We start from the raw sequence: 25601 nt of genomic DNA, 5'->3' as shown, positions 1-25601 counted from the left end.
ACCACATGCTGTTTTCTTTGGGGCAGTTCACCTTCGGGCTGCAGACCCTGCCCACCGATCAGCTACGCCGGCAAACGGCCTGGCGCCACCCCAGCAACTCGCGCGTGGGGGCCAGGCCTGCACGCCAGTTTGTGGGCCTGGGCGACGACACCATCAACCTGTCGGGCGTGCTGGCGCCTGAGTTCGCGGGCTCCATGCGCTCACTGGAAGCGCTGCGCAAGATGGCCGACAGCGGCAAGGCCTGGGCGCTGGTGTCAGGCGCGGGCGAAGTGTTCGGCGCCTGGACCATCGAGAATCTGACCGAAACCCGGTCCGTGCTGATCGACAACGGCGCCGCGCGGCGCATCGAGTTCGACCTGCAGCTGGCGGCCGTGGATGACCAGCGCGCCGAGCCATCGGGCGGTGTGGACCCGTGGCCGGTGGATGACTGGTGGGAGTGGTGGGAATGATGGCGCCCGACTACCAACAGACCCGCCAGCTGCACCGCGCGCCCACGTTCACCCTGGTGGTGGACGGGCGGGACATTTCCAAGAAGGTGGAGGCGCGCCTGGTGTCGCTCACCCTCACAGAAGCCCGAGGCGGCGAAGCCGACCAGCTGGACCTGGTGATTGACGACAGCGACGGCCGCATGGGCATCCCTGCCAAGGGGGCCGAGCTGGCCCTGGCCCTGGGCTGGGAAGGCAGCGGCATGCAGGACAAGGGCACGTTCGACGTGGACGAGGTGGAACACAGCGGCACGCCCGACACCATCAGCATTCGCGCTCGATCTGCCGAGATGCGGCGCGAGCTGCGCACCCGCGCGGAGCGCAGCTACCATGGCGAGAAGCTGGGCGAGATCGTGGGCGACATTGCGAAGCGCAACGGCCTGCAGCTGCGCATGGACGACAGCCTGACCAAGACCCCGGTGGAACACATCGACCAGACGCGCGAGAGTGACCTGCACTTCCTCACCCGCCTGGCCAAGAAGCACGACGCTGTGGCCACGGTGAAGAAAGGCCGCCTGGTGTTCAAGCCCATCGGCTCTACCCGCGCCGCCAACGGCGACGACTTGGAAACCATCACCATCATCCGGGCCGATGGCGATCAGCACCGCTACCACAGCGCCGACCGCAACGCCTACAGCGGGGTGCGGGCGTACTGGCACGACCCCAACGCGGCCGAAAAAAAGAGCGTGCTTGTCGGCGAGCAGGAAAACGAAAAGCGCCTGAAAGACACCTACGGCAGCGAGGCCGACGCCATGGCCGCCGCGCGGGCAGAACGCGGGCGCATCGAGCGCGGCAAAGCCACCATGGAGCTGACCCTGGCTATCGGCCGGCCCGAGCTGATGCCGCAAACCCCGGTGGTGCTGCAGGGGTTCAAGGATGTGATTGATGACACACCGTGGCTGGTGGTGAAGCTGACGCACACCCTAGGCGACAATGGCCTGACCACACGCATGGAGCTGGAAACCCGCGCAAGCGGCAGCTAGGCAAGCACCTAGCCAATGACGACCAGACATGTTCGGTAGCGTACAGAAGTAGTGTGCAGAAATCGGCAATATCTACACATGGTGAACTCACAATTAGCGCTCGACAGTCAAGCGGCCATCCACTACCAACAGTGGCTTGATGCAATGGAGGTTGTCTTGGCCGATGTCGAAAGAGTATCGCTAGGGGGAATACCGAACCCTTTGCATACAGAATCTTTGCTTGCCGCCGCCGATAAGGCACGCGAGCAGGTTGAAGCCTCAACGCTGCAGGCACTGGATAACGTTCGCGGTTGAGGCCAGCGGCACGGGCTGGCAAAACCCGCGTGAATGAGCTGCTGCGCGACGCTGTGCGTCGGGGCAAGCTGGCTGCATGGCACCATCGTGTTGTTGGCCCTCGGCCGGCCTGAACTGATGCCGCAAACACCGGTGGTTCTGCAGGGGTTCAAGGATGTGATCGACGCCACCACATGGCTGGTAGTGAAGCTGACGCACACCCTGGGCGACAACGGCCTGACCACACGCATGGAGCTGGAAACCCGTGCATTGCAAGCTGGCTGAGTGCGCCGCGGACGCACTGTGCAAATTCACAGTACACTCGACGCGAAGATCGTTTGTGCTGCTGGAACAGCTCGGGGCCGGAACCGGCCTTTTTTGTTACCCTACAGCCGAACGGCAGAAAAATACCTGGCCTCTCCACCGAACCGGAAAAAGCGACATGAGCGAACGCAACTTCACCCCGATTCCTGATGCGCTTGCCAGGATGAAACATGCCCGCATTCTGGCCGGCAACGCCCCGCGCACGCTGGACCTCTTTGCCGGGTGCGGCGGCCTGTCGCTGGGGTTTGATGCTGCGGGCTTCAAGACCATTGGCGCCGTGGAGTTTGACCCCGATGCGGCGCGGTCGCATGCGATGAACTTCCTGTCTGACCTGCCACACGAGCTGTTCGAGGTGCACGCCAAGGCCAAGGACATCACCGCCATCGAGCCGGAAGAGCTGCTGCAGTCGTTTGGCTACGCAGGCCCTGCGGAAAACCATGTGGACGTGATCGTGGGCGGCCCGCCCTGCCAGGCATTTGCCCGCGTGGGCCGCGCCAAGCTGCGCGAGGTGGCAGACCACCCCGAGGCGTTCCTGAAGGACCCGCGCGGCAACCTGTATCTGCGCTACCTGCACTACGTGAACAAGCTCAAGCCGCTGGCGATCCTGATGGAGAACGTGCCAGACGTGCTGAACTATGGCGGCCACAACGTTGCCGAGGAAACCTGCGAGCTGCTGACCGACATGGGCTACCGCTGCGGGTACACGCTGCTCAATTCCGTGTACTTCGGCGTGCCGCAGATGCGGGAGCGGATGTTTCTGGTGGCGGTGGCAGCGTGTGCGGTGGACCGCATCAGCTTCCCCAACCCCACGCACTGGATCAACATGCCCAAGGGCTACGAAGGCACCCGGCAGGTGGCGCTGCAGACGGTGAAGCGGGGCATGTTTGATGAGCATGCGTTCTTCATCGACCCGCCCAAGGCCGACAAGGCAAAGTGCCTGCCTGCGGTGACAGCCCGCGACGCGCTGCAGGACCTGCCCGTCATCACCGAACACCTGGAAGGCAAGCTCAAGAAAGGTGCCCGGCGTTTTGACACCGTGGCGCCCTACCCCAAGAGCAAGCTCAATGCCTATGCCAAGAGCATGCGGGCATGGCCCGGCTTTGAGAACGACGAAGGCATCAAGGACCACGTGATCCGGTATCTGCCGCGCGACTACGCGATCTTTCAGCGCATGAACCCCGGTGACCAGTACCCCGAGGCGCACCAGCACGCCGTGGCGCTGTTTGAGGAGCGCATTGCCGAGCGGCGCGCCAAGACGGGCAAGGCCCTGGGCGAGAAGTCGAAGGAGTACCAGGAAATCTGGAACGCCACCGTGCCGCCCTACGATGCCGCCAAGTTCCCGAACAAGTGGCGCAAGATGGAGTCGGACGCACCCGCCCGCACGCTGATGGCCCACCTGGGCAAGGACGGGTATTCGCACATCCATTACGACAGCGCACAGGCGCGCACGATATCGGTGCGCGAGGCAGCGCGGCTGCAGTCCTTCCCAGACGGGTTTGTGCTGTCTGGCTCCATGAACCCGGCGTTCAAGCAGATTGGCAACGCCGTGCCCGCGCTGCTGGCCAAGGCCATCGCGACCCATCTTTTCAGTCTGATCGTGGAGAACAAAGTTGCGGAAACTGGCACTCAAGAAGCTCAAGAACTCTGACCTTTCGTTCTTCAAGACCCACTTCAATAGCCACCAGCAGTCCAAGCAGAAGGGCTTCAACCTTGACACCAAGGTGATGCAGGGCGAGGGCTTTTTCCCTGCACTCAAGAGCCTGCTGGAGCCGCTGCCAAAGAAGGCGGCGCACGTGGACCTGGTGTTCTTTGGGCCGGGCCTGGCGCCAGCGCATTCGCTTGCGCGCAAGGTGAAGATCGACGCCAAGAACCTTCGCCTGAATGGCGAGTTTGTGCACGACCCGGACGAAGAGCCCGGCCGCTACGGCCAGTTTGTGGAAGGCGACTTTGCCGTGATGGAGTTTGGCGGCGATGCCCTGCCCGACTCGGTGAAGGTGGTGCTGGTGGCGGCAAAGAACCCGCAGGACGCAGGCCTGCACAAGGTGTTCAGCAAGATGCTGCCCAGCGCGGACGATTCGATGGCCGCACTGGGGGAAGATGCGCTGCAGGCAGCCATTGAAGAGGCGCAGCCGGTAGCCCAGCACCCCATCCGCAACTGGCTTGACCCGGTGGTGCTTGAAGAGATTGGCAGTGGGGACGCAGACGCGATTGAACGCGTCAACAAGCTGCTGCCCCGCCAGGGCATCAGCCCGGAGGCCTTCAAGTCCACCAAGGAAGCCGCCGCTAGAAACGGGCAGCTGGGCGAAGAGCTGCTGAAGCTCTACCTGGAATCAGACGCGCCGCACGGAGTCGCGTCGCATGAGTGGACATCGCAGATCAACGCCATATCCCCCTACGACTTCAGCCTGACCATGGCTACCGGCGAGCTGCGCCACGCTGACGCAAAGAGCACATCAGGCCCGTTCTCCACCCGGATGTACCTGTCCACCGCCGAGGTCCGCCACGCGCTTGGCAGCGGTGTGCCGTACGACATCTACCGCCTGTACAACGTGACTGAAGAAACCGCGCAGATGCGTTTGGCCCGCGACGTAAAGGCGCGGCTGCAGGCGGTGATGGATTCACTGGCCGACGTACCCGCCGGGGTGAACGTGGACTCGCTCTCGTTCGAGCCGGGCTACTTTGACTTTGATCCAGCCGAAATCCAGATCACACTGCCTGCGGACGAATAGGTTTGAGCGCTTGGGGCTGCAGACGTGTTCGTGCAGCCCACACCATTGCCGCCGCGGATGAAACGCTATGATGCATTGTTAACCTCCCAGATTTCACTCCTTTCCCATGTCCCGCCAGCCCCTCAAGATCAGCGGCCAACTCATTGATGAGCTGCGAGCCGCGTACCAATCCGAAGAGGCGGTGGACCAATTCACCTTGAGGAGATTGGCCCATGAAGTGGACAAGTTGCTGCCTGTTGATCCAACGCCGGCTTATTTAGGCAAAGCCCTGCTCGCAGTGCTCAATCACGACGCAGCGGAGGCCGCGCGATATGCCGCCAACTATTTGAGGCTGGACACGAGCGCAGCTGCCTTTGCCAACGTTGGCATGATCTACCGAAGGATCGGAGAGTCGGCCAAGGCTGTGGCCTGCTTCATGGACGCGTATGCGAAGGCTGAGCAGGACACGGATTTTGTCGAACCCATCGCCTACGAACTGTCTTGCCTGGGCCGCTACGCGGCTGCTGAGAACATGCTGGTGCGACTGAATCGGAAAAACGCGAAGGTAGAAAAGCTGTTGTCGTCTATTCAGGAGGACATGCAATCTATTTCCGAAGCCGATATCGACTTCGCTGATGTGGAAGCACAACTGGACATCGCTTATGAGGTTGCGAGAACCCATAACGTCGCTCCGACGATGTACTCTATTCAAGCATGCGCTGACGAAGGCAACCGCTCTGTTCTGATCGCTCTGCACATAGATGGTGACGACGATCTAGAGTATTCGCTTGAATACCAGCTTGCTGAGAAGCTCAGCGCGTTACCCAGCTGGGCGCCAGAGCGCTTGAACGTAGCATTCGAGTGCCGCTGACATGGCAGTCACCCCAACCCAGATACTCGCCCTGGCAGAAAAGCTTGCAGCTGAGGCCGAAGCGCAGGCATGCGAGGCACATGCAAGGTCTGCCGTCTCTCGTGCCTACTACGCTGCCTTTCTGGCTGTGGCTGATGAAATTTCGCCATATCTGGAAAGCCAGACCACCAGGCTGGACGGAGAGGGCCTGCACTCCCAGCTGATTGGCCGAATCACTGCCTACGCCAGCACGGCAAAGGTAATCCGGCCGGGCTTTCAGGACGCCGCATACATCAGCAAGACACTCGCAAAAATGAAGGCCAAGCGGGTGGAGGCCGACTATAGGCTGGATGTTGACCTGGAAAGTGACGAGCCGCACAAGGCAATAGACCGCGCCACGCGCGTGTTCGAAAGCTTGGAGAGATTCAAGACCAAGGTTGAGCGGACCAGCGCTGCGGGTGCGTGATCCCGGGCGGTAACACTACTCTGTGGAAGGCCGCTGGCCAGCAACTGGCATCGCGCCCGCCACCGCTGGTGCTGCAAGCTCACCGGCTCCGGCGCCCTGCTCTATCCAGTCCGATATAGCGGCGGCAATGGATGGCAACTCCTGCTGCTGCCGAATAAAGCACTCCCACACCACCAGCACGCGCCAGCCCTGAAGGCGCAGTGTGCTCACCGCAGCCGCATCGCGCGCCACGTTGCGGCCCAGCTTGTCGCGCCAGAAGTCGGGCCGGGTAGCAGGCAGCTTTGCCAGCCTGCAGCCCTGGTGTGCGTGCCAGAAGCAGCCGTGCACAAAGATCGCCACCTTGCGGCCGGGCAGCACGATGTCGGGGCTGCCAGGGAGATCCTTGCGGTGCAGGCGAAAGCGGTAGCCAGCGGCAAACAAGGCCTTGCGCACCAGCATTTCAGGCTTTGTATTCTTGCCTCTGATGCCCGCCATCATTGCGCTGCGTACCGCTGGCGAGACTACGTCAGTCATGGTGAGGGGAACGAAGTTGGTTTGCGCCTTGGGCTGCTAGGTGGGTTGCAGCGCGGCGATGCCATCGAGAAAGCACTTCGGTCCCGGCAATAGACATAGAGCGCCGAGACTTTGCAACTCCGGATCGTGCGTAGTGATGGACCGAAAACTGCCCGCACGCAGGCTAGTTACATAATTTCTCCCACAGCGCAGCGTTGCGAAAAGACAAGCTCGCCGTTGGGGCGCACGGTACCCAGTCAACCCTTAAGGCCCTTGAGTACCTCTTGTCTACGTTTTTCCGTTTCAGCTTGAAGGCGGACTTTGTCAATGAAAGACTGCGATTCGTTGAACCAAACAGGAACAAGCACCAAATAAGACACGCTGATCCCAAACAGCACTCCAACGGCAGCAGCGTAGAGTGGGGATGATGCCGGTAGCTCAAGCATAGCCAGAAGCCAATTGAGTGCCGAGCATGCAAGCCCGATAGCGCCAATCCACCAAACGCGCTTGCGTATGGCGGCCAGTCTCATAGCGAGTCGTTCATGTTCACGGGTACTAAGACCCGAAACCGCCGACACCTCGCTAAGTCGTCGAAAGAACAAGAGTTCAAGGCCCCATACAGCTGTGAACACGGCAGACAACCAACGGACTGCTTCAGATGCCAACAGAGCGGGCAGGAGATACCATGCCGCTCCGAAAAGCAGCGGACTTAACAGAAGTATTCCTATCCGTAAAATTTTTAGCATCTCGTTCTAAGGGTCCACAACCCCGTTTTGAACCTGTGCAGTTAGCCAAGAGACCATTCCATCCCAGAGCTTTTGCTCATCGGGTAGCTTGTTGGCAAGGACTGAAATGTCAATATTGGACGAAATTCTCAACTCCTGTCCTTTGACCGTGTTTCCGTCCTCAAGTTCTAGAATGACTTGGTCAGACTCAACATCTCTGAGGGTTACCCCGAGAGTATCCATGAGAGCTGCGGAATCTTCAGGCTTGGTCCGCTTGCGTTTCGGATAACGGATTTCTATCCACAACTCAAGGTTCCCATCGAATACGCCATCCAGCCCTAGGCTTTCAAATGCAGCGTCGTCGGTGAAAAAACCTCGCAGCAAGTCAAGAGCCGGCCCCCCTGGACGAAATTTCTTGGGAGACTTAGCTTGTTTTGACTTCGGAAGTGTTGAGCTGGCTGGCGACTGTGTCAAGTCCTGAGGGAGTGGCGGTACCTCAACTTCAGACATGAGCGGCTGGCCGAAGGAAATGCGTTTCACATGAGAGCGCTTGATCTTTTCTCGCGTAGCTTTCTGAGCTTCGTCCGAGAGTGCGAAAGCCACCGTAGCTGGCAGTTGGTTTGTGCGCTCCTTCAGAAGCCAGCTCAGATGCGACTCTAATGAGGATGTTCTCATCGTCGCGCTTTGGATCACGGCTACATGATTGTTATGTATGGCGAAATACACGACACCCGGCACGTATTGCTGTTGGACGCCCCCTTTCCTTGCTGGTGGAGGTGCCAACATGCTAAGCCGAAGGCTCGCTGCGCTCGGATCATCATCGATCACTGGTTGAGTCGCGCCCCGCTCGAATGCCGTGAGGTATCCGCATAGACAATTGCTGACGGTGGTGAAGTGCCCGATGAAGCGCAGCTCAGAGCTTTGCGCGTTTAGTGGTTCAAGCCGATCAGCCGGCTTGGGCTTTGCACTCAGCGCCGCTCCTACCAACTGTTGCAGCGTTTGCGCTTGCTTCGGTTGCGCAACACAGCGTCGATAGCTGATTGTTCTTTGAACATTTTCTTTCTTCGCCATTTACCCTCCTTTTATGTGACCAGCTGTCCGGTGCACGAGCGAGACACCGCCGATCAGTCTAAAACCGCCGTCCGTTCCAACCGTAAACCACCCGCCCGCAGATACGCACAGGCTGCGTTCCATCCAACACATCCACAGTACGCACGCTAGGGTTGTCACTGGTGATGACGTGGGCACCATCCATGCGGCGGGTCACGCGCTTGATGAACAGCTGGCCGTTGGCCTGCAGCACGTAAACGCCGTCGATGTCTGCCACCTGGCAGTCGGTATCCACGATGGCGAAGTCGCCTGAATTCAGGGTGCCCAGCATGCTGTCGCCGTAGGCGTGCACCAGCTGCAGCGCTTCGGGCCGGGACCGGGGCACGTTGAGTGCCAACCAGTGGCGCGAAACCGGAATGTCCCCCATCAGCACGTCTTCGGTGATGAGGTCATTGCCCTTGCCCATGCTGCCGGTGGCGCTGAACAGGGGGATACGGATGGTGTCGGCGTCTCCCGCGGGCGCAGCTGCTGGGCCAGTAGGAGGCTTTGTATTACGGCGGCCGGTAATGATGTAGTTCACGTCGAGGCCGAGCGGCTCAACATCCGCGAAGAACTCAGCCTTCGGCGTCGTTTTTCCAGCCTCCCAACTGCTCACAGTTCGTACCGGCCAATCACCAAACCGGCCGTAATCTGCCTGCTTGAGACCAAGGCGCTCTCGCTCCTCCTTCATTCGCAAGCCGATTTCCGAACGACTAGCGCTTTCTTGCTTCTTTTTTTCAGGCATCAGCAGATTTTTGCTTGTTACCGGCAGAAAATTGCCGTAAGATTCGGCGCACCAGCAGTTAACGCCATCTACCACGATGGTACACACCGCCACGCATGGCGGATAGGAGGTTTTGGCAATGGCAGATCAAGACAAACCCGTGCGCAACTGGAACGGGTTCGACGCCTGCAAGGCGCGGCTCACGGATGCGCTGGCGGCCTTGGTTGGCAGCCCAGATCCCGGCGCATTTGGCAAGGTGTCCGTACACATCACCCCCGCACGAGACGGCAATGCTTTGCCGGTAGAGCGCTGGGTGCATGACGCACAGGTACTCATCAACTGTCTGCGCGCAATCGAACCCACGGCCCAGGTGCGCATTGACGTGACGGGCATTGGCGCTATGCACAGCATGGCGATGCATGACGCCGGAGTGGATGTAGGGCAGTTTGTGAGAGCCGTGGATTACGCCCCCGTGCTGGCCCTTATCCCAGAGGCGCTTCGGCCGTGTACACGCACCGACTTGCCAGCGAAGCACGCGGTACTTGGTTGCGGTCCGGCTCCTTCGCAAGGTTGAGGATGTATTCAACGCTTGTCACACGCACGCGCCGTTTGCCAGACCCGAGATACAGGATGTCGCCCACGTTCAGAACTGGATCAGTGGGCACCGGGAATGTGCAGGCGACGAACTCACGCGAGCCGGGTTCAAAGATTTGCGTTGGGTTGGTGTGTGTCATTCGGCGTTGGTTATCACGGTAAGAAACACCATGCTACATGGAAGATTTTTGACGGGGAGTCAGGCAATGGCAATCGAGGTTGAGCTGAAGCGTGCCCAGCGCCGCACCCAGGGCGCTAAAAGGCTGCTGGACCAGCGCCGCGCACAGCTGGGTGCGCGCCTGGGGCAGATAGCGGGCGCAGGCCCAGGCACCGACGCCGGGCCGCGCTACCTGCTGGCACAGAGCGTGGGGGCGGCTGACCGCCCGGTGTGGGCCTTTTTGAGCGTTGCCGACGCGACCACCGGGCAGCTGGTGTTTAGCGGCAACCGCAGGCCGGTGGAGTTCTCGGAGCGCGAGGCGCTGGAACTGGCACCGCTGCTGGGGGTGTTTGTGGGGGCGGTGGAGTTTCGGCCCATGGCGGGGGTGAGAGCATGAAAGCGACTTCAACCACCCAGCCAGAGCGTAGGCAACTGCAGCTGCTGCGCAATGCGAAAGCACTCGCGGCACTGCCTGCGACCACTTGCAGAGACACAAAGGCCGCAGCGTCGCCACCCCGCAGTGAGTTCGGAGTGTTCCTAGCCAGAGACCTTATCGGCAAACCTGACCACTTGTTCTACTTGTGCCACAACAGACTGCAAAACGAGCGGCGACCATCGCCATACGTGTGGAGTACGCGAGGTGAGCGGGTGACGTTTTCAATAGCTGACGCCATTGATGCGGCACCACTCCTCAAATTCCGCGTCAAGCAGGCCCTCATCGTCCCAGGCGCTGACAACGACATGCAGCCCATCGACTGGAGCCAGGTACACCATAAAACCGCTGGGGTCGGAGTCCGGGTCGTCAGCGTCATGGGTGGAGCTGACATCAGCTACCTGGAATTTATGTCCATCGCGCGTGGCGAGAACCTGCCCAACTTGTGGTTTCTTCATTACTCCCCCATTCATCAATACGCCATCTGACGCGATGGTACACACCGCCAATAGCGGCGGGTAAGAGGTTTTGGCAATGGCATACGACAACAAGGAACAGCGCCGCGTTTACCGGCACACCGTGCGCTTCAAGAAGGCCGACGATGTTCTGCTGGCCGTGCTGGCGGACCGCCTGGGCGTGCAGAAGGCCACGCTGATCCAGAACATGGCGCTGCTGGCCGCCGAGAAGGAGCTGCAGAAGCTGGGCCTGGGCGGAATGGCGCAGGCGGCCACCGTGGGCAACAGTGTGCGTTGCTGACGCCATGGAATGCGTTCATGCAGACCACAGAAATCCTGGTGGAAGTCTCCGCCGAAATGGAGCACCACCTGGAGCTGCTGCGGCAGGCGTACAGGCTGCCCACCACCACAGCGGTGCTTGAGCTGCTAATCAGCACCCAGATAGACCGCAGCGTCTACGAAATGACGGGCATCAAGCCGGGCCCGAAGCTGGCGATTGACAACACCCAAGGAAGAACATGATGCAGACCGCAAAGAACACCCCGCACAGCTTCAAGGCCCTGGTGGCGGCCAACCGCGCGGCGGGCCGCCTGGCCGAGCCTGTAGCGCCCGAGCCCAAGAAGAGGATGGAGCAGACGGGCATGCGCCTGTGGCCCGAGGAGCTGTCGCAGGCGCGCGAGCTGGCTGCCAGTGAGGACCGCAGCGCGGCCAGCTTCATGCGCCGCATCTACCTGCGCGGGCTGGAAGGCTACCTGGCCGAGCGCGGCGCCGGCACGGCGACGCAGTGAGGGGCTGCAAATAGCCGCTCAAGAGCCGCTGATAAGCGCCAGCACGATGACCGTGGGGAAAAGCATGTTGCACACCAACGCAGAGCACGAAGCGCTGCAGGCGGCCAGGCCGGCGCGCCAGCGCACCAGCCACCAGGGACGCAAATTGCGGCTCGAAGGCACTCGCCGCCCCTGCCCGATGTGTGATGCGCAGGCAGAGATACGCACCAGCTACCACGTGTCGCGGACGCTGTTTGAAACCTTCTACCAGTGCACCAATGTTGAGTGCGGCTGCTGCTTCGTTGTCAATTCGGAAATTGTTCGGCTTTTGAACCCTGGCGCCACGCCAAACCCGAAGGTGAACATTCCGCTATCCACCCACGTACGCCGCGACATGGTGCGCGTGCTGCTGGACAACGCGGGCGAGGCGGCGCATGAAGCACGGTTCACCCTACCCGTGACGGGCGACCTTTTCGCAGGCGGCGCCGACACGTCTTAGACAGCGCCCCAGCCGCTGAATAGCAGCGGCACCCATCACCCCCTACCCCGATTTTTTGCAAGGCGGCAACGCCAGGCGGGGACTTCTGTTGCCCAAAAAACCTGAGAGGACGCGATGAGCCTTTACGCCATGACCTACCGCGCGGCCAATGGCAAGCGCATGACCCAGCACCTGCTGGCCGCTGACCGGCAGGCAGCCACGCGGCAGGCGTTTGACCTGGCAGAGCGCCTGGCCGGGGGCCGCTGCGGATTTGGCATCGCCCCTGTGAAGAAGGGGCGCACATGCATCTGAGACTGGTTGCGCCTGACATGGACCTGCTGCAGCCACCAGCGCCACCTGCGGCCAAGCCCGTGCCGCCGCCGGCGGACGTGCTGGCGCAGCTGATGAAGCTGCGCGACGAGATGACGCAGAGCGCGAGCAATGGGCGCTTTTGCGACGCGGCATCGCGGGAGTGGCGCAGGCTGCCGGTGATGTGGCGCGTGTCGCTGCTGATGATTGCCGGCATTGGTGCGGACGTGGAGCACCTGTACACGCTGGCCGACCGCAACTGGCAAGAGCTACCGCCGCCTGAGCGCGAGGAGCTGCGCGGTGTGGTGCGCGATGCAAAGAAGCACCTGGGTGGCCTGACTGCCCTTGCAGCGCGGGTGTAGAGCCGTGCCCACGATACCGCGCAAGCTGCCCAACGGCAGCCTGAAGGAATGGAACGCGAACAAGCCCACGCTGCACATGGCGCGCGGGCACCTGGAGCGCGTGATCCGGTGTGCACCTGCCAGCTGGCAGGCTGCAGTGCGCGAGCGTCTGGCGCCCGCCGTGCCGCCCATGCTGGCCACGAACAAGACGGATCGGGAATGGCTGCAGGAGCCGCCCGAGTGGGCGCAGGCGTGGGACATGCTGCAGGCGATTGCCCAGTATGAAGACCGCTTTGGCGCCGCAGCCATGTGGAATCTTGACGACCACGAAATCTGCGAGATGGCCAACAAGCTGGCGGGTGAGGCCGACGAGCTGGATGCGCTGGCCATTGGCCAGGGCGCCAGCCTGGCAGAGCGTGTGGACAGCATCCGGCTGCTGGTGCGGTGCGCGGGCATCGTGGAGGACAAGCCCATCACGGGCGAGCCCGCCATCAAGCGGGCACAGGATGCCGCGTGGTGGCGCAAGCGCCTGCGCGTGCATGTTGCGCGTGTGGTTGAGGGCGGCAACATTGGCATGGGGCGTGTCCACGTGAGGCTGGGCGGCTACATCAGCCGCGACGGGCTGGCGCGCCGCAAGGCGCAGGTGAAGCGCAATGCCGAGGCCCTGGGCCGCACGCTGTTCCGCAATGAGGCCGGGCAGGTGTACACGCTGCGTGAGCTGGCCCAGCTGGGCACGGCCAACCCTATCGTGCGCGGTGGCGAGCTGATGACGCGTATCAGAGGCGCGGAGGAATACGCCGACGCGCGCGCACATGTGGGCCTGTTCCTGACGCTGACGCTGCCGAGCAGGTTCCACCCGGTGAAGCTGGGCAGCGGTGGCCGTCCGATCCCCAACAAGAAGTATCGCGGCGCCACGCCGCGCGATGGCCAGCGGTGGCTATGTAACAAGTGGGCCAAGTTTCGCGCCGCGCTGGCGCGCAAGGGCGTGCGCATGTATGGCCTGCGCGTGGCGGAGCCGCACCACGACGCCACGCCGCACTGGCATGCGCTGATATGGGTAGAGGATGAAGCGAGCGCACAGGCCGCTGAAGACAAGGTGCGCCACTACTGGCTGAGCGAGGACGGCGACGAACGCGGCGCGGCCGAGAACCGCGTGAATATCAAGCGCATGGTGAAGGGCGGCGCCGCAGGCTATGTGGCGAAGTACATCGCCAAGAGCGTGGGCCACCTTGCACTGGCTGAGCACCAGGATGTGGTGAACGGCCAGCAGATTGCCATGGACTTCGGCCACACCGACCAGTGGGACGTGAAGGAGTCAGCGACTGGCCATCAGCGCGTGGACGCCTGGGCGGCGCACTGGGGCATCCGGCAGTTTCAGACCATCGGCATGCCCAGCGTGACGGTGTGGCGCGAGTTGCGCCGGGTATCGAGCGACCAGCTGGATCTATTTGCGCAGGAGGGCGACCGGGCCACGGTGCGGGCCTTCAGTGCCTGCCACCGGCGTGGGGAGATTCGGGCGGACTGGCGCATCTTCATGGAGGCGATGGGCGGCCACGCATTGCCCCGCAAGCAGTGGCACCTGCGCACAGCCCACCGCACGCCCGAGGCGGGCCAGGTGAACAAGTATGGCGAGGAAGTGAAGGTGGGCCGCATCGTGGGCCTGCAGCCGCAGCGCGGGCGCATGTGCGGGCGCTGGCTGGTGAGCCGCCGCATTGCCTGGGCACCTGTGGTGGATGAGGTGGCTATTGCGGCCCATGCCGCGCATGCGGCGGATTGCACAGCTGCAGCAGGACAAGCGCAGGGCGACGGCACAGCCACGGCCCGCGCGGCTTTGCCGCGCGCTTGGACTGGTTTCAATAACTGTACGGCCCGCATCACGGGCGAGCTGGCGAGGGAGCTTTTCCCCCCAAGCCCGCACTTCAAAGAGGACTGGTGCACCCCTGAAACGGTGGCCCGGTTCCGCGCATTACGCGCCATGCAGTCCACCGAGGCGTGGCACTGATGAAAAAACAGGCACCAAAGCACACCACCGCCACCGAGGCGCGCAGCGGCATGGCCGAAACGGGCCGCAAGCCCACCCCGCTGCAGGCCCAGGTGCTGCTGGCAGCGTGCCGCCGCAGCGAAGACATGGGCGACAGCCAGGCCGCCCGCGACCAGATGAAACGCGAGGTGCTGGAGACACCGGCCGAGCTGCTGCCCGACCTGTTGACCGCCCTTACCACCGTGCGCATCACGCGCGCCGACCTTTTCCAACCCACCACCACCGACCGAAAGGAGTGCAACCCATGAATGCAAAGCGCACTGAACCCCGCGTGCATTGCTACCAGCGCCCGCTGCAGGGCGGCTACGTGCCAGAGGCTGGCACCACGCCCGAACACCTGCGCGCCGTGTTCGACGCGGAGCGCCAGCGCCTGGCCGATGCCACCAAGCCGCGCCGCCGCCGCCGTCAGCCCGCAGCGCCCACCACCAACCCCGCCCAGGCCCAGCTGCAGCTGGTGGCCTGACAGACCACAGAAAGGAAATCGAAGGCATGCAACCCATTCATCACATCCAACCATTGCGCAGCTATCGCGCAACGCTGGTACCCCAGGGCGTCACTCTCTCGGACGTGGAAGACCTTGCGGACGCCAAGCTGCTGCCCACAGTCCGTGTGAAGGCCGCAACCGCAGAGCAAGCCGAGGCCCACGCGCACATTGCCACCGGCAAGAACGTGCTGCGCGTGGAACGCATCGAAGAACGCGCGGAGGCCTGAACCATGGCAAAGCCGAAAAACGCACCGGCACTGGCGCACCCCGTTGAGCCATCGCGCTGGTCTCAGATCAGGCAGGCAGAGCGCGTGGACTACAGCACCGCGCAGCCCATCAGCATGAGCTGGAAGACGGGCAAGCCGTACACCTGCCCCGAGCTGCAGCACCGCAGCGCGGCCAATCAACCGCCCAGTCTGGTGATGGGCCGGCGGGTGGGTCGATAGGGAGGCCACGCGATGCGAATCTACGTTGCAGGCCCGATGACGGGCTACCCCGACCTGAACTTCCCCGCCTTTCACGCAGCAGCGGCGGCGCTGCGCGCCCAGGGCCACCATGTGGAGAACCCTGCCGAAATCAACGCGGACCCCAAGGCCCAGTGGCTGGACTGCATGCGCATGGACATTGCGCGGCTGGTGACTTGCGATGCGGTGTACCTGCTGCCCGGCTGGGAGAAGTCCCGCGGGGCGAAGGTGGAGCACGGGCTGGCGGTGGGCCTTGGCTTTCAGATCATCAACCCGGAGGGCTGACACATGGGCCAGATCATCATGAACAAGGCCCAGCTGCTGGAAGAGCTGGGCATTGTGGAGAACACGCTGCGGGCGTTGATCGAGCAGCGTGGATTTCCGCCGCCTCGCAAGATGGGGGCGAAGCTGTTTTGGCTGGTGGCGGAGGTGGTGGAGTGGTTGCAGGGGTGCCCGAGGGCGTGGATTGATCTGGGTAAGACTTAAGCGGTTTCATATACCATCTTCGCGGTAAACATCCGGAGAGGTTTTAGGGAACTGCAATGATGAGTCTTTTGAAAAAGTATCTGTTGACGGGGACAGTGGTTACAGTTGCTGCCGCCTTTGTAATTTTTGGGTGGCAGGTCTACCTGGAGCGCACATCAAAATCTTTGTCTGGCCGGGTAATTAGTCAATCCCCACTACAACCCGATTCGACCAGCACACTGCCGGGGCTAAAAGTCACCGTTGATGGAATTCCACTTGAGAAGCCATACCTAACGGTTATTGAGATAAGAAACAGCGGGACACGTCATATCCAAGCCTCTGACTTTGAAGCGGATATTGAGCTGAGGATAAACTCCGAGGCCAGGGTAGTTCGCGCGCAGGTGGCAACTATTCAGCCTGAGGACCTTGATTTGAAAATTTCCGGAGAGCAGAAGTCAATCAAAATTAAACCGCTTCTACTCAACCCGGGCGACTCGTTCAGTCTCTCAATCCTTAGTGCAGGCGATAAACCAGTCTTTACACCGAGGGCCCGTATTGCGGGTGTAGGAAAGTTAGAACTGGATGAAGTTTCCACGAAAAAACAAGTCTCTGGCTCCCAATTTCTTGCCGCTGTTTTTGCGGTGGTAATGCTTGTCATTGGCAATCTAACAGCCCCGAGCTTCATCCAGAGCGGATCGCTTCAGCTGACGAGAAAGACGGCGCTTTTTATATCGCTTACGTCCTCCGTCATCGCAGTCTTCACGATAGGCCCTGTTTTTGAAGCGATAGGACTTCAAGGTTTTCGACAATCGTTCGCAATTATTATTTTCTCCATGTCCGTGCCAACTTTATCTATATTGTGGACTCTATTAAAGGGTAATGAAGCAATATCAAATAAAGCCTAAGCATTGCTTTAAACCGTCAAAGTGGGGCTGGAGAAGTCTGCCCAGTTCTGCATGATTACTGCACGCTTCTCCAGCATGTCGCCACGGCGGTAAGCGGCTTCGGTCTTTGTATCAATGGTGTGAGCAAGGCATAGCTCCACAGCATCACGCGGGTGATGCGTCATTTCTCCAGCCCAGTCCCGAAAGGTAGACCGGAATCCATGGGGCACCGCACTCAGCTTATGCCGACGCATAAGCGCGGTGAACGCCATGTCCGATAGCGGGCCTTTGCGGTTGCTGGGAAAGACGTGTTCCACCAGCTCCTCGCGCGCGGCCTCCTGAGTACGCAACAGCGCTACGGCTTGGCGCGACAGGGGCACCCGGTGTTCCCTATTCGCCTTCATACGTTCAGCGGGAATGACCCACAGGGCCGCGTCTAGATCGACCTCGCTCCACACCATGCCGCGCACCTCGCCCGAACGCACCGCGGTCAAGATCAGGAAGCACAGCGCGCGGGCGCTTTGGCCGTCCACATCGGCTATCTGTTGGTAGGCGGCGGGCAGATCGGCCACCGGCACGGCAGCGCGGTGTTTGACCGGCGCGACCTTTTCCGGGTTGGCCAGGATGTGCTCCAGCTGCCCGCGCCAGCGCGCAGGATTGGGGCCGGTGCGGTGACCGTGGGCGGTGGCCCAATCCAGCACCTGTTCAATGCGCCCACGTACCCGCGTAGCGGTTTCGGTCTTGGTCTTCCAGATGGGCGACAGAGCGCGCAGGACGTGGGACTGGTCAATCTCGGAGACAGACAGCCGGCCAAAGTGAGGGGACGCGTAGGTGGCGAGGGTGTTGCGCCACTGCTGGGCATGTTTGGCGTTGCGCCACGTGCTCTCGTGCTCAGTGATGAAGGCATCAGCGGCCTTGTCGAACTCCAGCCGCTGGGCGGCGGCCAGCCGGGCGGCCTCGCGTTCATCCTGGCGCAACTTGATGGGGTCGGTTCCTGCATCACGCTGTCCCAGCGCAGCCCGCGCGGCTTCACGCGCGGCGGCCAGCGTCACGCCGGGATAGCTGCCCAGGCCCATGCGCCGGCGCTGGCGCATGTGCACATAGCGGAACACCCAGGTGCGCGACCCTCCTTCGATCCGCAGATACAAACCACTCACACCGCCCACAGCGTGCGAGCCTTCCACGCGCAGCCTGGAAACTTCCAGCGCCGTCATCTCAAGAATTCGCTTCGGCATCGTTCAATTTCTGTAGGCCATCATATAGGCCATAAAATTTTGAATTGAGCGTGGAAACCAGTTGGTCAGCGCTTGCGAAAATACTGTACAAAACACCATGAAACAGAGCGTACCACGTTGTTTTATATAGGGTCAATGCCAAGCGCAGACGTAAAAAAACCCGCTGGTTTAGGGCGGGTTTTTTCAGCTCTGGCGGAAACGGAGGGATTCGAACCCTCGATGAGGCTCTACACCCCATACTCCCTTAGCAGGGGAGCACCTTCGGCCACTCGGTCACGTTTCCAATCCCGCTATTATGCCCCATTTCTGAGCCGATTCAGGCAGTCTGGTACGGCTTGCTGGTCGCACTCGAATGCTCTGCACAGGCTCTGCACGGCCAACTCGGCGTACTTTTCGTCGATCACCACCGAGGTCTTGATTGCGGACGTGGAAATCATCTGGATGTTGATGCCCTCTTCTCTCAGGGCACTAAACATCTTGCTGGCCATCCCCACAGGGCTGTGCATGCCGATACCGGCGATGCTCACCGCGCAGATGGTGGTGTCCCCCACCAGTTCCTGCACCCCCAGTGTGGGTGCCACCTTCTCCTGGAGCAGGTCCATGGTGCGGGCATAGTCATTGCAGTGCACGGTGAAGCTGACGTCGGTTTTTCCGTCCTTGTTCACGTTCTGGATGATCACGCCGACTTCGATGTTGGCATCGCCCACCGCGTCCAGGATCTCGCGGGCAAGGCCGCGCTTGCCGGGCACGCCCAGCACGGAGATCTTGGCCTCGTCGCAGTTGACCACGATGCCTGGTACGACGGCTTGTTCCATTTTTTGTCTTCCTCGCAGGGTGCCTTGCGATGTTCGGGCAACTAGAGCTCCCCAACTTGGGGGCAGTACCAGTCAAGGGCTGGCCCGGTCCGCACCACAAAGCCACGCCCCACCTTGATGTGGATGCGGTGGCCGCGCGTGGTGCAGGCCGCAATCTGGTCCAACAGCTCGCCCAGTTGCGCCGCCGCGGGTGTGGTGTGGTGGAACTGGCGCAACCAGTGGCGCAGCACGTTGGCCTGGCGCGAGCGGCTCAAGCCCTGCAGTGCAGCGATCTGCGGCGGTGCACCGACGCGCGCCAGGTCCTGCTGCGCCAGTTCTTCGAGCAGCTCAGCGGCCTGCGCGGCGTTGGAGGCCGAGCGGGCGAACGTGTCGCGAAACGCCGGAAAGGCGGCCTCCAGCGCAGGCAGTAGCTGCGCGCGGATACGGTTGCGGGTGTAGCGTTCGTCGGTGTTGGTGGGGTCTTCCACCCAGCCCTGTTCCTGCGCTCGCAGCCAGCTGCGAATGTCTCCGGCGGCCACCGGCAGCAACGGGCGGTGCCAGACCACGCCAGCGCGTTCCCACCGGGCAGGCATGGCGGCCAGCCCGGCAACGCCTGCACCACGTGACAACGCCAGCAGCAGCGTCTCAACCTGGTCATCCGCATGTTGCGCAATTGCTATTGATTTGATAGCTATTCGCGATTGACTGGCAAGCGCCACAAACTCAAAAGCCTTGTATCTTGCCTGTCTGGCGGCATCTTCGGGGCTCTGGCCCGGGGCATGGCGGGCATCCAACCGTTCCACCCACAGCGGCACGCCAAGGCCCTGGCACAAGGCGGTGCAATGCCGCTCAAACCCATCGGCCGCCGCCTGCAGGCCGTGGTGCACATGGATGGCCTGCACCTGCCCAGGCCACCGGCGCGCACAAGCCAGCAGCAGCGCCGTGGAATCAGCCCCGCCACTCAGACCCACAGCCAGTGGCAGTGCGGGCGCAAAGGCCTGCATGGCAGCGTCGAAAGACTGGGTCACTGCGGCACCCGGCCCGCGCCACGGAGCGGTGGTGGCGCATCAAGCACACAAAAGCGATGGACAGAGCGGGAATGCATGGGCGCCGATTATCGCGGGCACCTTCCCCTCGCCTGCCCCCTTCATCCCATCAACCGGCTGGCGCGGACAAACGCGGCCCGGCGCGTGAGGCATCGGCGGACAGGCGGAACGTGCCCACCACCTCCGACAGCCGCACCGACTGGTCCTTGAGGCTCTGGGCTGCGGCGGCGCTTTGCTCCACCAGCGCCGCGTTCTGCTGGGTCATCTGGTCCAGGTGCGATACCGCCTGCCCGACCTCGTTGATGCTGGTGCTTTGCTCGTTGGTCGAGGCCGTGATCTCGGCCATGATGTCCGTGACGCGCTGCACCGAGGTCACGATGTCTTTCATCGTGGTGCCCGCGTCATGCACCAGGCGCGAGCCGTTTTCCACCTGTTCCACCGACGCGCTGATGAGTTGCTTGATTTCCTTGGCAGCCTCCGCACTGCGCCCTGCCAGGCTGCGCACTTCACTCGCGACCACGGCAAAGCCACGCCCTTGCTCGCCAGCGCGCGCTGCCTCCACCGCCGCATTCAATGCGAGGATGTTGGTCTGGAAGGCGATGCCGTCAATGACTCCGATGATGTCGTTGATCTTGCGCGACGCGGCATTGATCTGCTCCATGGTGGTCACCACATTGCCCACCACCTGGCCACCGTGCTGCGCCACGCTGGATGCCTGGGCCACCAGCTGGTTGGCCTGGCGAGCTGAATCCGCGTTGTGGCGCACGGTTTCGGTCAGCTGCTGCATGGAGGCGGATGTCTCCTCCAGGCTGGAGGCCGTGAGTTCGGTGCGCCCGCTCAGGTCCTGGTTGCCGGTGGCGATCTCTTCGGCCGCCACACGCACCGAGCTGCTGGCGTCTCGAATCTGCGCCAGCACACCCGAGAGCTTGCCCGCAAAGCTGTTGAAGCTGGCGGCAATTTGCGCCAGTTCGTCTTCGCCCTGCGCGTCGATGCGGCGCGACAGATCACCGTCGCCTGTGCCGATCTCGTGCATGGCGTCGCGCACCAGGCTCAACTGGCGCAGGCGCCGGGTCAGGATCACGCCCAGCAGCCCGACGGCTACCAGCAACACCAACACGCTGGAAATCAAGGATGTGGCCAGCATGGAGCGGATGGGCGCCATCGCTTCGCTCTCATCCAGGGCCACCACCAGCATCCACGAGGTGCCAGCGATGGGAACCACACTCAGCAGGCGGTTGCGCCCTCCAATGTCGGCTTGCAACAGGCTGGTACTGTCCTTGGCGGCTGCGACCAATTTGTCCACCGCAAGGTCTTTGGACAGCTCCGCAATGGGCTTGAGGGTGAGCGCCTGATCGCGGTGGGCAATGATCTTGCCGTCGGCTGACACCAGGAACCCAAAGCTCTGGGGCGTGGGCCGGATGGAGGCCACATTTGCCACCACCGACTCCATATACACATCGCCCGCCGCCACCCCCTTGAGGGCTGCGCCTGCGCCCACCGGGGTGGCAAACGTCACCACGAGCTTCTGGTCCGACGCTGAAATGTAGGGCGGCGTGACGACCGACGTGCCCGCCTGCGCCGCCTGCTTGTACCAAGGCCGCGCAGTGGGGTCGTAATCTGCCGGCAAATTGCGTGTTTCAGAGAACACGTATTTTTTGTCGGCATAGCCAAAATAGGCGGTACTGAACTTGCCAGCGTCCCGCAGCATGGCCAGCGGCTTGGCGGGCTCGGGCTCTTCAAAGGCGGTGACGGACGCCGCAATGATCGCCGACTTGCCCCGCGCCCATTCCTCAATGGTCTCGGCGTGGCTTTTGGCCGTGGCCAGCCCCTCTTCCGCCAGCGACACCTGCGCCTGCCCGCGTGCCGAAAAGTAGTTGACCAGGGTCAGTACCAGCAGGGCGGCCACCATACACAGGGCGGACAACACCAGAATCTGGCCTTTGAGCGTCTTCAGAAGCGACATGGGGCACCCCTTCTTGATCCACCCGCGCGGGCGGACATGGACCATGTTACATCCGGTATCAGTCTGCGCGCTAGTGGAGGTTAGCCAGCAGAGCGCTAGGAGTGTGGGCGGCAGAAGGCACCGAAGCGAAACGTGCGAAAACCGAGGATCGCGTGGTGCTACCGACAAGCCCAGGGTGGACCCCTGGGCGCCGGAGGTAGTACCGCGCGAGACCGGTTTATCGCGCGTTGCAGCCGGTGCTCCTTCTGCCGCCCACACTCCTAGGTTCTGACCACAAAAACAACAACGGCCCCGGAGGGCCGTGGGCGCAATGCGCGGTGGGCAGTCAACCGCTCAGCGGCTATCGGCCTTGGTGTCGCTGAAGCGGCCATAGCTCTGCAGACGCTCGTAGCGGCGGTCCAGCAGGTCTTTGGTCTTGAGATCGGCCACCTGGCGGAAGGCATCGCCCAGGGCACGCTTCAAGAAGGCCGCCATCTGCTTGTGGTCGCGGTGGGCGCCGCCCACGGGCTCGCTCACGATCTTGTCCACCAGGCCCAGGGCCTTCAAGCGGTGGGCGGTGATGCCCAGGGCATCGGCAGCCTCCTGTGCCTTGTCGCTGGTCTTCCAGAGGATGGAAGCGCAGCCCTCAGGGCTGATCACGGAGTAGATGGCGTATTGCAGCATGACGACCTGGTCACCCACGCTGATGGCCAGTGCGCCGCCAGAGCCGCCTTCACCAATGATGGTGGTAATGATGGGCACTTCGAGTTGCGCCATCTCGAAGATGTTGCGGCCGATGGCTTCAGACTGGCCGCGTTCTTCGGCGTCGATGCCGGGGTAGGCGCCGGGCGTGTCCACAAAGGTGAACACGGGCAGCTTGAACTTCTCGGCCGTTTTCATGAGGCGCAGGGCCTTGCGATAGCCCTCGGGCTTGCTCATGCCAAAGTTGCGCATGGCGCGCTCCTTGGTGTCGCGCCCCTTCTGGTGGCCCAGCACCATGCAGGCGTGGCCGTTGAAACGCGCCAGGCCGCCCACGATGGACAGGTCGTCCGCGTAATGGCGATCGCCGTGCAGTTCCACGAAGTCGGTGAAGATGTCGCGCACGTAGTCGAGCGTGTAGGGGCGCTCGGGGTGCCGGGCAATCTTGGTGATCTGCCAGGGCGACAGTTCGCTGTAGATGTCTTTGGTGAGTTGCTGGCTCTTCTTGCTCAGCTGGTCGATTTCTTCCGAGATATCGACGGCACTCTCGGTCTGCACGTAGCGCAGTTCTTCAATTTTGGATTCGAGTTCGGCGATGGGCTGCTCGAAATCCAGAAAGGTCTTTTTCGCCAACGTTTTTCTCCTAGGGGATCGCGCCGGTTGCGGCTGCCACGAATACGAATGGCACGCACTGTAACCGACGGTTAACGAGTTTTGTAAAGCGCGTCAGGCTGGGTCAGCCGTTTTCAGTAAGCCACCGGCAGGGGGTCGAGCGATCGCCAAATATACCAAGTTGCCACGCTGCACCATGGCTTCCAGGCCTCAGCCACCTCGCGCGCATCGCTGCGGCTGACGGGATCGCCCGAGAAATAGTTGTGACTGATCCCTGCGATCAACCCTGGGTCATCCAAGGGCAGTACGTTGGGGCGCATCAGGTAGAAGATCAGGAACATCTCGGCCGTCCAGCGGCCAATGCCTCGGATCGCTACCAGTTCGGCAATGATGGCTTCGTCGTCCATCGCCGCCCAGTCCTTCACGTGCAGCTTGCCTTGTTCAAAGTGGATGGCCAAGTCCACTAGGTAATCCACCTTGCGCGCCGACAGGCCTGCGGCCCGCATGTCGTCGATCTTGAGCTTGAGCACGCTGGCGGGCTTCATGCCGCGCGGCAGCAGCGCGACGAAGCGCTCCCACACGGCCTGCGCCGCCGTGACGGACACCTGCTGGCCCACGATGCTGCGCGCCAGCGTGACGAACGCATCACCCCGCGTACGCAGCGCGGCATCGCCCAACTGCGGGATCAGGCGCTTCATCACCCGGTCCTTCTTCACCAAGTGCTTGCAGGCCTCCGCCCAATAGTCGGGCGTGGCCAGCACCAGCGGCGGCGTTGCAGCATCGCTCGCTATCTTTTTAAGAGCTGCCACCGCTTACCCCACCTGCGCCAGAGGCATATTTGACATAAAAACCAGCTTCACTGCGCAGCTTCCCAGGTCGTGCCTGCGGCGGAATCCTTGAGCACGATGCCCTGGGCAAGCAGCGCCTGGCGGATGCGGTCGGCCTCGGCGAAGTTCTTGGCAGCCTTCGCGGCAGCGCGGGCGGCGATCTGCGCCTGGATGTCGGCCTCGTCCACGCCACTGGCACCCGCTTGCAGAAAGGCTTTGGGGTCACCTTGCAGAATGCCCAGGCATCCCCCCAGCGCCTTGAGCAACCCCGCCAGCGCGGCCGATCGCGTCTTGTTGACTTCACCGGCCAGATCAAACAGCACGGCCACGGCCTCGGGCGTGCCAAAGTCCTCGTCCATGGCCGCCTTGAAACGCGCGGCGTAGGGATCGGCCCAGTTGATGGTCGCCACATCGGAGGGCGCCACCAGGCTCAGCGCCGTGTACAGGCGCTTGAGCGCCTGGCGCGCGTCGTCCAGATGGGCATCGCTGTAGTTCAGCGCGCTGCGGTAGTGGGCACGCACGATGAAGAAACGCACCGTCTCGGCGTCGTACTGCTGGAGCACGTCGCGGATGGTGAAGAAATTGCCCAGACTCTTGGACATCTTCTCGTTGTCCACGCGCACAAAACCGTTGTGCACCCAGAACTTCGCGAGCGGCTTGCCCGTGGCGCCTTCGCTCTGGGCGATTTCGTTTTCGTGGTGGGGGAACTGCAAATCAGCCCCGCCGCCGTGGATGTCAAACGTCTCGCCCAGCGTGGCGCAGCTCATGGCCGAGCATTCGATGTGCCAGCCGGGGCGGCCAACGCCAAAAGCGCTTTCCCACTTGGCCTCAGGTGGTTCCTCGGCCTTGGCGGACTTCCACAGCACAAAGTCGAGCGGGTCTTCCTTGCCATCGAGCACGGCCACACGTTCACCCGCACGCAGTTCATCGAGCGACTTGCCCGAGAGCTTGCCGTAGCCGTCGAACTTGCGCACGGAGTAATTCACATCGCCATTGCTGGCACGGTAGGCCAGGCCCTTGCCTTCCAGCTGGCCGATCAGCGACAGCATCTGGGGCACGTATTCGGTGGCGCGCGGCTCGGCCGAAGGCGGCTCGATGCCCAGCAGGCCGATGTCCTGGTGCATGGCGGCAATCATCTCGTCGGTGAGCTGACGGATGGTGATGCCGCGCTCCAGCGCGCGCTTGATGATCTTGTCGTCAATGTCCGTGATGTTGCGCACGTAGGTGACGCGGTAGCCGCTGCTTTTGAGCCAGCGCTGCACCACGTCAAAGGCCATCATCATGCGGGCGTGGCCGATGTGGCACAGGTCATAGATGGTCATGCCGCACACATACATGCGCACATGGCCAGGTTCGAGCGGGGAAAAGTCTTCCAATGCACGCGACAGCGTGTTGTAGATGCGCAAACTCATGGGATTTCAGTAACGGGGGATGGGGTGGTGGGTGAATGAAAAT

General features: G+C 62.2%; 34 protein-coding genes, 1 tRNA gene and 1 pseudogene. 24 read left to right on the top strand and 12 right to left on the bottom strand.

From position 1 onward, the window contains the following. Window positions 1-5 precede the first annotated feature (5 nt). The 8 genes from ACSQ22_RS18565 to ACSQ22_RS18530 all read left to right on the top strand — a co-directional run bounded on the left by ACSQ22_RS18565 (window position 6) and on the right by ACSQ22_RS18530 (window position 6089). Complete coding sequence (locus ACSQ22_RS18565) at window positions 6-449, top strand: phage tail protein (RefSeq protein WP_218384583.1); 444 nt, start codon at window positions 6-8, stop codon at window positions 447-449. After that, entirely contained in the window at window positions 446-1468 is a 1023-nt protein-coding gene (locus tag ACSQ22_RS18560) for a contractile injection system protein, VgrG/Pvc8 family (protein ID WP_436131177.1), read from the top strand. The genes ACSQ22_RS18565 and ACSQ22_RS18560 overlap by 4 nt, the downstream gene beginning before the upstream one ends. Before the next feature lie 78 nt (window positions 1469-1546). Further along, entirely contained in the window at window positions 1547-1762 is a 216-nt protein-coding gene (locus ACSQ22_RS18555; protein WP_436131176.1) for a hypothetical protein, read from the top strand. Window positions 1763-1879: 117 nt separating this feature from the next. Then, window positions 1880-2026, top strand: coding sequence for a hypothetical protein (locus ACSQ22_RS18550; RefSeq protein WP_436131175.1), 147 nt, complete (start codon window positions 1880-1882; stop codon window positions 2024-2026). A gap of 157 nt (window positions 2027-2183) precedes the next feature. Next, window positions 2184-3713, top strand: a complete 1530-nt coding sequence (locus ACSQ22_RS18545; RefSeq protein WP_436131174.1) for a DNA cytosine methyltransferase — start codon at window positions 2184-2186, stop codon at window positions 3711-3713. Further along, window positions 3676-4794: a hypothetical protein gene (locus tag ACSQ22_RS18540; protein ID WP_436131173.1), complete on the top strand. Its 1119-nt coding sequence runs from the start codon at window positions 3676-3678 to the stop codon at window positions 4792-4794. The genes ACSQ22_RS18545 and ACSQ22_RS18540 overlap by 38 nt, the downstream gene beginning before the upstream one ends. 106 nt (window positions 4795-4900) lie before the next feature. Next, window positions 4901-5644 (top strand): hypothetical protein, encoded by a 744-nt coding sequence (locus ACSQ22_RS18535; RefSeq protein WP_436131172.1) that lies wholly within the window; start codon window positions 4901-4903, stop codon window positions 5642-5644. Window position 5645: 1 nt separating this feature from the next. Further along, window positions 5646-6089: a hypothetical protein gene (locus tag ACSQ22_RS18530; protein WP_436131171.1), complete on the top strand. Its 444-nt coding sequence runs from the start codon at window positions 5646-5648 to the stop codon at window positions 6087-6089. A 15-nt stretch (window positions 6090-6104) separates the two neighbouring features. Here ACSQ22_RS18530 and ACSQ22_RS18525 read toward each other — a convergent pair whose 3' ends face one another. The 3 genes from ACSQ22_RS18525 to ACSQ22_RS18515 all read right to left on the bottom strand — a co-directional run bounded on the left by ACSQ22_RS18525 (window position 6105) and on the right by ACSQ22_RS18515 (window position 9140). Next, entirely contained in the window at window positions 6105-6602 is a 498-nt protein-coding gene (locus ACSQ22_RS18525) for a very short patch repair endonuclease (RefSeq protein WP_436131170.1), read from the bottom strand. A gap of 731 nt (window positions 6603-7333) precedes the next feature. Then, window positions 7334-8377 carry a hypothetical protein gene (locus ACSQ22_RS18520; RefSeq protein ID WP_436131169.1) on the bottom strand — a complete coding sequence of 348 codons (1044 nt, stop codon included), beginning with the start codon at window positions 8375-8377 and terminating at the stop codon, window positions 7334-7336. Between the two features lie 58 nt (window positions 8378-8435). Further along, window positions 8436-9140 (bottom strand): XRE family transcriptional regulator, encoded by a 705-nt coding sequence (locus tag ACSQ22_RS18515; RefSeq protein ID WP_436131168.1) that lies wholly within the window; start codon window positions 9138-9140, stop codon window positions 8436-8438. Between the two features lie 118 nt (window positions 9141-9258). On the opposite strand from ACSQ22_RS18515, the gene ACSQ22_RS18510 reads away from it, so the two are divergent. Together ACSQ22_RS18510 and ACSQ22_RS18505 are read left to right on the top strand one after the other, a co-directional pair. After that, a complete protein-coding gene (locus tag ACSQ22_RS18510; protein ID WP_436131167.1) occupies window positions 9259-9693 on the top strand; it encodes a hypothetical protein in 435 nt (144 codons plus the stop codon). 226 nt (window positions 9694-9919) lie between these two features. Beyond that, window positions 9920-10267 (top strand): hypothetical protein, encoded by a 348-nt coding sequence (locus tag ACSQ22_RS18505; protein WP_436131166.1) that lies wholly within the window; start codon window positions 9920-9922, stop codon window positions 10265-10267. A 260-nt stretch (window positions 10268-10527) separates the two neighbouring features. On the opposite strand, the gene ACSQ22_RS18500 is transcribed toward ACSQ22_RS18505, so the two are convergent. Next, window positions 10528-10761: a hypothetical protein gene (locus tag ACSQ22_RS18500; protein ID WP_436131165.1), complete on the bottom strand. Its 234-nt coding sequence runs from the start codon at window positions 10759-10761 to the stop codon at window positions 10528-10530. A gap of 76 nt (window positions 10762-10837) precedes the next feature. On the opposite strand from ACSQ22_RS18500, the gene ACSQ22_RS18495 reads away from it, so the two are divergent. From ACSQ22_RS18495 to ACSQ22_RS18430, 14 genes are all read left to right on the top strand, one after another. Further along, window positions 10838-11059, top strand: a complete 222-nt coding sequence (locus ACSQ22_RS18495; RefSeq protein WP_436131164.1) for a hypothetical protein — start codon at window positions 10838-10840, stop codon at window positions 11057-11059. A gap of 17 nt (window positions 11060-11076) precedes the next feature. Beyond that, entirely contained in the window at window positions 11077-11280 is a 204-nt protein-coding gene (locus tag ACSQ22_RS18490) for a hypothetical protein (protein ID WP_187736444.1), read from the top strand. Then, complete coding sequence (locus ACSQ22_RS18485) at window positions 11277-11546, top strand: hypothetical protein (RefSeq protein ID WP_192421817.1); 270 nt, start codon at window positions 11277-11279, stop codon at window positions 11544-11546. The genes ACSQ22_RS18490 and ACSQ22_RS18485 overlap by 4 nt, the downstream gene beginning before the upstream one ends. 64 nt (window positions 11547-11610) lie before the next feature. Continuing rightward, complete coding sequence (locus ACSQ22_RS18480; protein WP_436131163.1) at window positions 11611-12024, top strand: ogr/Delta-like zinc finger family protein; 414 nt, start codon at window positions 11611-11613, stop codon at window positions 12022-12024. A gap of 114 nt (window positions 12025-12138) precedes the next feature. Beyond that, complete coding sequence (locus ACSQ22_RS18475; protein ID WP_369641986.1) at window positions 12139-12315, top strand: hypothetical protein; 177 nt, start codon at window positions 12139-12141, stop codon at window positions 12313-12315. Beyond that, window positions 12306-12674 (top strand): hypothetical protein, encoded by a 369-nt coding sequence (locus tag ACSQ22_RS18470; protein WP_436131162.1) that lies wholly within the window; start codon window positions 12306-12308, stop codon window positions 12672-12674. The genes ACSQ22_RS18475 and ACSQ22_RS18470 overlap by 10 nt, the downstream gene beginning before the upstream one ends. Window positions 12675-12678: 4 nt before the next feature. After that, window positions 12679-14655, top strand: a complete 1977-nt coding sequence (locus ACSQ22_RS18465; protein ID WP_436131161.1) for a replication endonuclease — start codon at window positions 12679-12681, stop codon at window positions 14653-14655. Continuing rightward, window positions 14655-14942, top strand: coding sequence for a hypothetical protein (locus tag ACSQ22_RS18460; protein WP_436131160.1), 288 nt, complete (start codon window positions 14655-14657; stop codon window positions 14940-14942). Before ACSQ22_RS18465 ends, ACSQ22_RS18460 begins: the two co-directional genes overlap by 1 nt. Next, window positions 14939-15157, top strand: coding sequence for a hypothetical protein (locus ACSQ22_RS18455; RefSeq protein WP_436131159.1), 219 nt, complete (start codon window positions 14939-14941; stop codon window positions 15155-15157). The genes ACSQ22_RS18460 and ACSQ22_RS18455 overlap by 4 nt, the downstream gene beginning before the upstream one ends. Window positions 15158-15183: 26 nt before the next feature. Further along, complete coding sequence (locus ACSQ22_RS18450) at window positions 15184-15405, top strand: hypothetical protein (RefSeq protein ID WP_436131158.1); 222 nt, start codon at window positions 15184-15186, stop codon at window positions 15403-15405. A 3-nt stretch (window positions 15406-15408) separates the two neighbouring features. Continuing rightward, complete coding sequence (locus ACSQ22_RS18445; protein ID WP_436131157.1) at window positions 15409-15624, top strand: hypothetical protein; 216 nt, start codon at window positions 15409-15411, stop codon at window positions 15622-15624. Between the two features lie 12 nt (window positions 15625-15636). After that, a complete protein-coding gene (locus tag ACSQ22_RS18440; RefSeq protein WP_187736436.1) occupies window positions 15637-15927 on the top strand; it encodes a DUF4406 domain-containing protein in 291 nt (96 codons plus the stop codon). 3 nt (window positions 15928-15930) lie between these two features. After that, window positions 15931-16128: a helix-turn-helix transcriptional regulator gene (locus ACSQ22_RS18435; RefSeq protein ID WP_436131156.1), complete on the top strand. Its 198-nt coding sequence runs from the start codon at window positions 15931-15933 to the stop codon at window positions 16126-16128. 56 nt (window positions 16129-16184) lie between these two features. Then, a complete protein-coding gene (locus ACSQ22_RS18430; RefSeq protein ID WP_436131155.1) occupies window positions 16185-17012 on the top strand; it encodes a hypothetical protein in 828 nt (275 codons plus the stop codon). An 8-nt stretch (window positions 17013-17020) separates the two neighbouring features. Here the strand turns inward: ACSQ22_RS18430 and ACSQ22_RS18425 are convergent, their stop codons facing one another. The 8 genes and pseudogenes from ACSQ22_RS18425 to cysS form a co-directional block, all read right to left on the bottom strand. Further along, window positions 17021-18226: a tyrosine-type recombinase/integrase gene (locus ACSQ22_RS18425; protein ID WP_436131154.1), complete on the bottom strand. Its 1206-nt coding sequence runs from the start codon at window positions 18224-18226 to the stop codon at window positions 17021-17023. Between the two features lie 190 nt (window positions 18227-18416). Further along, window positions 18417-18509: transfer RNA gene (locus tag ACSQ22_RS18420), tRNA-Ser, on the bottom strand. 10 nt (window positions 18510-18519) lie between these two features. Next, window positions 18520-19044: pseudogene (locus tag ACSQ22_RS18415) on the bottom strand (ACT domain-containing protein); the annotation flags it as partial. Between the two features lie 38 nt (window positions 19045-19082). After that, window positions 19083-20048, bottom strand: coding sequence for a tRNA lysidine(34) synthetase TilS (tilS, locus tag ACSQ22_RS18410; RefSeq protein WP_436131153.1), 966 nt, complete (start codon window positions 20046-20048; stop codon window positions 19083-19085). Between the two features lie 127 nt (window positions 20049-20175). After that, a complete protein-coding gene (locus ACSQ22_RS18405; protein ID WP_436131152.1) occupies window positions 20176-22029 on the bottom strand; it encodes a methyl-accepting chemotaxis protein in 1854 nt (617 codons plus the stop codon). 333 nt (window positions 22030-22362) lie between these two features. After that, the gene (locus ACSQ22_RS18400; protein WP_055400675.1) at window positions 22363-23340 is read right to left on the bottom strand and encodes an acetyl-CoA carboxylase carboxyltransferase subunit alpha; all 978 of its coding nucleotides are present in this window, start codon (window positions 23338-23340) and stop codon (window positions 22363-22365) included. Between the two features lie 113 nt (window positions 23341-23453). Further along, window positions 23454-24128 (bottom strand): DNA-3-methyladenine glycosylase family protein, encoded by a 675-nt coding sequence (locus ACSQ22_RS18395; protein WP_176885413.1) that lies wholly within the window; start codon window positions 24126-24128, stop codon window positions 23454-23456. 47 nt (window positions 24129-24175) lie between these two features. Next, window positions 24176-25558, bottom strand: a complete 1383-nt coding sequence (gene cysS, locus ACSQ22_RS18390; RefSeq protein WP_436131151.1) for a cysteine--tRNA ligase — start codon at window positions 25556-25558, stop codon at window positions 24176-24178. Window positions 25559-25601: the final 43 nt, after the last annotated feature.

It is taken from the genome of Acidovorax sp. LjRoot38 (assembly GCF_964252975.1).
Taxonomy (GTDB): Bacteria; Pseudomonadota; Gammaproteobacteria; order Burkholderiales; family Burkholderiaceae_C; genus Acidovorax; species Acidovorax facilis.
Note: the sequence above shows the minus strand (reverse complement) of the source record. Positions and strands in the feature narration are given on the sequence as shown.